Origin of the sequence: Bacillus cereus group sp. Bc031 (assembly GCF_027716265.1) — a bacterium.
GTDB classification, from domain to species: Bacteria; Bacillota; Bacilli; order Bacillales; family Bacillaceae_G; genus Bacillus_A; species Bacillus_A paranthracis.
Window position 1 is genome coordinate 54,281 of sequence record NZ_JAQFUL010000024.1, and the last position, 6,639, is coordinate 60,919.

The window sequence follows — 6,639 nt, forward strand, 5'->3', positions numbered from 1 at the left end:
GGTACCATGTGCAATATAATTACTCTGTAAAGCTAAAAAATCCAAGGTCTGTATTTTGCCCTGTCATGAAAGCAGAAATGTCGATTCATTCGGAGGAAGTATTAGAGATTGGTTTTTTTTCAAAGATATTAATATGGGCGATCGGAATCGAAAAAGGTTATTCTAAACAAGAAATCGCTGAAATTACCGGGATGCCTTTAAACATTGTTGATGATGAAGCAAGCTACTTATCCAAAATTGGGTTGGTAGAGGAATTGGATCAACCATTAAATCTAACTGAATTGGGAAATTCATTTTATCGGAAGGTTGTGGCTGTCGAAACTTTTAATGATCTTAAGGAACAAGTTCTCATTAATTGTGTCTCAGGAGAGATTATTGCAAATAATGCAAATATCATTAAGAAACAGGAGATTAGTGCAAATGAGATTGTTTTGAGTCAAAGAATCATCCCGGATTTGTATGGGAATTTAAACCCTTCCAATTCAAAGGAATTTTTGTTGGAGAACTTTGATTTATCACCTTTATCCCTAGAAGAAAAGTCGCTTTTGGATGTGTCACTGAAGCTGTTATTTGAAAAGGACAGAGAGAAAAAAGTGTTCATTCATTTTAAGACTAAGCATGTTCCTTTTATCCTTCATGGTGGTATGGTAAATGAGGTAGATGGAGAACAACTTGTACCAAGGGAAGAAAGGCCAATTATGGAGGAGACCCACTCGTTGCTACCGTTTATGTATCCAATGCAAAAAGGGAAATTGCGTATTACTAATTTGTTATTAGACCCTTATCGATATGTGTTAAGCACACTTGATAAATTGGAGCAGTTTGAAGGTGGGTTGATTAGTGATAAAGCAGTCCATCTCCTAGAGCTATTCCAGGAGGAACAGAGAATCCAACATCAGCTTTCGATGGAAATTTATTTTGATTGTGTTTCAGGTATACTAACCACTGCTCTAGATCCTAGTTATAGAAGGGAAAAGAATATTCGAAACGAAGTAGAGATACTCCCTAATTACAAAATAGAAGATATTTTAATAAGAGATTTTGCCATCGTATTAGAGAATTTGACAAGCTTAGACGTAGATAATACGGATTGGGAGCTCGGCTTTGAGGTAGAAGAGGAATTTTATTTAAAAGTAAATGAAAATCCAGCAAATATTTTCAGTATGGGGTGAGAACATGGCTCGATCAGCGTTTAACTTTTCACGACAGGCGTCAGCCTTGTTTAAAGTTGCGACAAAGAGAACGATTAGCAAGACGAACTTAGCGTTGTTAGCTATTGATACAGCTGTTTCTTTAATTGAAGCGGGCTGTGCCTGTTTAAAATATAATGAAGCGAAAAAACAGACAAGTGAAATTAAAAAACAAGTAAACGTAAAAAAAGAGTTAGTAGATGAGGAAGAAAAGGAAAAGGAAAAACAAATTGAATCAGAATTTAATTTGATGGTGGAAGAGCTGTTGAAGGAATTGAATGAAAAGAGACGGACACTCCAATTAAATGCTGAGAAAATACGAAATGAGATGATGATTAGGCTAAAGAAGGACGTTCAAGACAGTGAGAAATGGCTAAAGCAATTGGAGTTACAACAGCTAGCCATTGCCCCAATTAAAGAAACTCTTGCCCTATATGACAAGTTAATGCAGCTATCGGATACGGGGAATCATAAACAGTTTTTAGAATTGGAGGAGCAGCATCGAATCTGTCTACAAAAATATACGGAGTTAAGAACACAATTTATATAGAGGTGAGACATGATGAGTAATCATAAAAAAGGTAATCTAGATAAACATTCGTCAGTTATTAAGGTGGATGATATGGAAATTATTGATATTAATTCAAAGGCGGTTGGTGCAGGTATGAGTACGGGGGATATTGTATCAAAGGTAGTAGAAGTGGCCCCTGCTGTTGTCGAAAGTATTTCTGGTGCATATAACATGAGGCAACAAACGCTTCAAGAACGAGAGAAAACGAAAGGACTAGAAATAGAAACTAAGCACAAAATTGCGGAGTTACAGAGTACAACAGCTCAAATTTTAAGTGAAAATGACAAACAAATTCAGGCTCTAAGAAATGAAGATTCCAAGCATGAAAGAGAAACAAACTTAGAACGAGAGAATGTCATTACAGAAAGAGAAATGAAATTGAAAGAACTAGATCATAAAGGTAATCTTGAAATGAAAAATCTGGAGGAGGAAAGTGAAAAGCGGAAAAGTAAAACGTCAACGATTGAATTGTGGCAAGACGCTTTTCGATTGAAGATGGAAAAAGGAGAAGATTACTCTTTTGAAAGCAAAATGCTAATGGAGGCTATTCAGAAATTGGACCGTTAAAAAATAGCTTATTGGTAGAGAGAAGGTGAGAGTGTGATTCCGTTAATTGCAGCAGGTTTGGCAGTAGTAGGGATAGGTGCAACCATTGGCGCCTTTATTTTTGATACATTAACAGAGGAAGAGAAACAGGAACAAGGTAGGATACGAAGAGATTACGAGGATTACGTTGCGAGAAAGCAGGAGCAGCTGCAAGCGTTATTAGACCGTAAACAAAAAGAGTTTGACTCTTTATCGAAGCAAGAGCAGGAGAAATTAGACAAGGAAATTGCGGAACTTACAAATGAAAATCATAGATTTCGCGAAATATATCATAAAGCAATCTTGGCTCAATTATCCGAGCATCGAAATCGAAGAGAATTGGTGAAGGAGGAAATTAGTTCCGCTATCAGTCGGATCCGTGAAATTAAAAAGCGACATCATTACTCGTTACTGAGAAAGCAATCGTTAACGCAATTAGAATTTACTCTTCAAGAATCACTACAGAAGATCAATAGCTACTTAGAATACTTAAAGAAATATGAAAAGCATTTAGCATATTGTGTACGTTCTGGAAGGGATTTACCGGAGCCATTTGAGTTCTTGTTGCCAAAGCAGTTCCCTTATCGTGGACAAGTTCTTTTTATGAAAAAAGGGGAAGTCACACAAAATGGTATTTTCGATGTTAACGACCAGTTTACATTGAATTATTCATGTGCTGATTATGACATGGTGAAGGAGTACGACGAGCATGCTGAAATCCCATTTTTTGTGGATTATTATGATTTCGAGCATTACTCTTACGTTCTCTCCATTGCAAAGGGTGCTTTTAAAGATTTAGCTTTGTTCCAGCCGAGTATTGGGCTTGAGGCAAAGGTTACCCGACATGATCAATCGAAAAAGCATAGTGATATTTTTTTAGATTTTAAAGGCATAAATTTAAAGTTGCCGAGAAAAAACTTAGAAAATCCATTACGACTTCCGCCGCGAGGTACTAAATTACGAGTGTTTCCTTCGGTCTGGGATTATTTTCTAAAAGATACCTGGGATATTATCGTTACAGAGCGCTTTCAGGAATCTTTATCCGTATTACAGTTCCAACGTATTCCTCTCGCCATTCCAGTGAATTTAATTAATTTGCTGAATGAATGGATGGAAAAGAATGATTATTGGAACGAGACGGATGAGTGGAAAATTGCTCCGTTTGATGAAAATGACCTTTCAAATTTAAAAGAAATCAAGCTACAGCTTGGAACAAATTTAGTGCTACGAGCTAGCATGCAACAGTATAAAACGTACAACTATTTGAAGCTAGAAGATGTTTTATCCAATGAATATTTGTGCAAGCCAGATGATGTTTTTGTAGCGATCAACACTGATTTATTTTTAACGTTGGAAGAAGAACTTCCGATTACAGATGAGGCGCAATTTGAGGAGTTAAACCAGCTTTGCATCTTACTGATTCATGAATTTAAAAACCAAAAGAGCATTAAAGAAAGCCATGAAGGAATGCTGTATTTTAATAAATGGGCGGAAATTACCGATAGGTTAATTACCTATAAATTTAAGGGGCCCTCTCAATTATGTCAGGTTAAGAACATTTCTTTTAAAGAGATAGATAAAATCACAAAGCAAGCCATTTATTACGGGAACATAAAAAATATCAATGAGGTAAGGGCGTTTTTAGAAAAGGAAAGAAGAGGCCCTCGTCATTATTTTATTGAAACGAATGATGGAACATTTACCGTGCGCTTTCATGAAACAGGAGAAGTCATTACGATTTATGGTGATTGCGGGCTAGAGGGAGAGATAGATCTTCTTTTATATGAAAAAAATATGCCATATCCAGAAATACAGCAGAAGAATGCTCTTAATGCGTTTCGACAAGGATTAGTTAGTAATTCGAACATTAAAACGTATGTGTTAAACTCGCTGAATGTGGAATCGTCTAAAAATGAATTTAACTTGGCGAGTTTTTATAATCGGTATATTGAAGAGAATCCAAATCAGAATCAGCTTGTAAGGAATAGTTTGCAGGAGAAGGAATTTTATATGATTCAAGGTCCTCCTGGAACAGGGAAGACTACGGTTATTATTGAAATCATCCTGCAATATTTAGCGAAGCATCCCAATGACAGAGTTCTTGTCGTATCCCAAGCAAATGTTGCCGTCGATAATGTTATGAAAGACTTAATAGACATTTATGGACCGGAAACAATGATTCGTTGTGGTAAGGCAGACAAGATTGACCCCCACATTCATCCGGTGAGCTTTGAGAAAAAATATGCGGAATATATGGAAGAGCTAGAGCAAAAAAAACATCTCTATGGGTCTGATCCACTATTTAACCGTTGGTACGACGAGGTTAGTGCGGATGGGGAGTATAATCCTCATTTAGGGGAATTAATTTTAATAAGCAATAAGATTATAGGAGCAACTTGTGTAGGGCTAGCACAAAAATCGATTGGGCTAGACCGTTTAGAATTTGATTTAGTTATAATTGACGAGGCAGGGAAGGCACTGCCAGCCGAGCTGCTAATTCCAATTAATCGAGCGAAGAAGTTAATCTTAATAGGGGATCATCGCCAGCTACCGCCTACTCTAGACAGCGCTTTATTTGACTCGGAAAAAGTCGAAATTGAAGATGAAGAATATGTAAAAGAGGAGCTTTTTGAGAAAAGTTTATTTGAGAAATTGTATATGAACTGTCCGGACAGTAACAAAGGCTTGCTAGCTACCCAGTATCGAATGCCCGCGGTGATAGGGACGATGATTAGTGAAATTTTTTACGATGGACAGCTACGAAACGGTGGAAGTACTTATCAAAAAGAACTATCCTTTTTTGGTAATCATTTAAATCTGATAGAAATGAGCAACGATTCTGCCTATAAAGAAACTGTCATTGCGGGCAAATCTCCTGTAAATGAACGAGAAGCCGAAATAGTAGCGGACATTTTGCATAGGATAAACGAAAAAATTTGGCCAATGACGAAAATAGCGATTATTACCCCTTATAAAGGACAAAAACGATTGTTACAGCAAAAGCTATTAGAGAACGGATTAGATCCGTATAATGGGAATATAGCTGTCAATACGGTAGATGCCTTTCAAGGAGAAGAAGCGGAAATTGTGTTATATTGCATGACTCGTTCCAAGCATAGAACAAATTTCTTTTCGGACATCGCACGTATCAATGTCGCCATTTCACGTACGAAGTCTGAGCTACTTATTATTGGTTCTATCCCGTATATGAAAAGTTATGGTAAGGACAGTGCAATTTACAAAGTGGCAACGTATGTGGAAAAACATGGAGTGATTATTCCATACAGCAATTTAAATGCATTTTTAAAGGAATGTTCATTAATAGTTCCAGTTAGAATGGTGACCAAAACGGACTCTACTTTCTCTCTGCAAATAAAGGAAAAGGAAGAGACAGTAAGTGCAAAGGAAAAAAGCACAAAGGTAGAAGTTATGTCAGCTATTGAATGATGACCATCTTTATAAAGAGTTAAAATAGCCAATTTTTCAGCTTTAGAATATTTCATTCGAGCCATAAAAAATACTCCCCTTAGATAAACAGATTTTTATTTTTTATCTGTCTACCTAATGGGGAGCATATCATCTTTTTTCAAAATGGCTTTTTTTGGTGCTCACTAAATAAGGATTTGCAAAACATTTCTGATCAAACTTTATTCCAAGCCAACATTAAATCCTGATTCAAAGAATAGCTGTGTTGTATAAATCAGAAGGAATTTATATATTGCAAAATAAGAGAAGGTATATAATTATTTTTGTGAAATTGTTAACAAAAAGGTAAAAAAGGGTGCAACTAATTCAAAGAATCCTGTTTTTATATGTTTTGTCAGTATCGAACTCTTTTCCATTTTGACAACAGATTCTATGTAATTTATTATCGTAGATGTAAGACAATATCGAAAAGATCTGTGTCGTGTTAATAAAGGTGTTTAATTTTGTTTCTAGAAATGCAGTAACCTCCTATCTGTTAATTTGGTAGGAGGTTATTAGGGTTATTTAATTTATGTAAGTATCTACATTTATTAATACTAATACGTTGTATAAATATTAGTATAAGGAGTACAAATGATGAAAAAGAAAATGTACTAGCTAGCCTCCTATCTTATCAACTTAGGGGAGGAAGTGTTCAATCTATTATTAGCGAAAGGAGCCAAAAAAGATTTTTATAAATTTATTTTTGTTATTTATTTTTAAGTGAATATTCCAGATGAAGAATGATATTGTGTCAACAACGATTCAAATTTCCCCAATTTCAACGAAATGAAATTCCCCATTATGAACGGCTAAATCGTTGTTTGG

At 35.7% G+C, this 6,639-nt stretch carries 4 protein-coding genes; all 4 read left to right on the forward strand.

The features are described from left to right. The first annotated feature begins 8 nt into the window (after window positions 1-8). From PDQ33_RS11870 to PDQ33_RS11885, 4 genes are read left to right on the forward strand one after another with little or no spacing between them, the layout of a single operon-like run. Window positions 9-1,172 (forward strand): hypothetical protein, encoded by a 1,164-nt coding sequence (locus tag PDQ33_RS11870; RefSeq protein ID WP_242808261.1) that lies wholly within the window; start codon window positions 9-11, stop codon window positions 1,170-1,172. A 4-nt stretch (window positions 1,173-1,176) separates the two neighbouring features. Then, window positions 1,177-1,740 (forward strand): hypothetical protein, encoded by a 564-nt coding sequence (locus tag PDQ33_RS11875; protein WP_242808260.1) that lies wholly within the window; start codon window positions 1,177-1,179, stop codon window positions 1,738-1,740. Window positions 1,741-1,752: 12 nt separating this feature from the next. Continuing rightward, complete coding sequence (locus tag PDQ33_RS11880) at window positions 1,753-2,328, forward strand: hypothetical protein (RefSeq protein WP_242808259.1); 576 nt, start codon at window positions 1,753-1,755, stop codon at window positions 2,326-2,328. 33 nt (window positions 2,329-2,361) lie between these two features. After that, window positions 2,362-5,793, forward strand: a complete 3,432-nt coding sequence (locus PDQ33_RS11885) for an AAA domain-containing protein (RefSeq protein ID WP_242808258.1) — start codon at window positions 2,362-2,364, stop codon at window positions 5,791-5,793. Window positions 5,794-6,639: the final 846 nt, after the last annotated feature.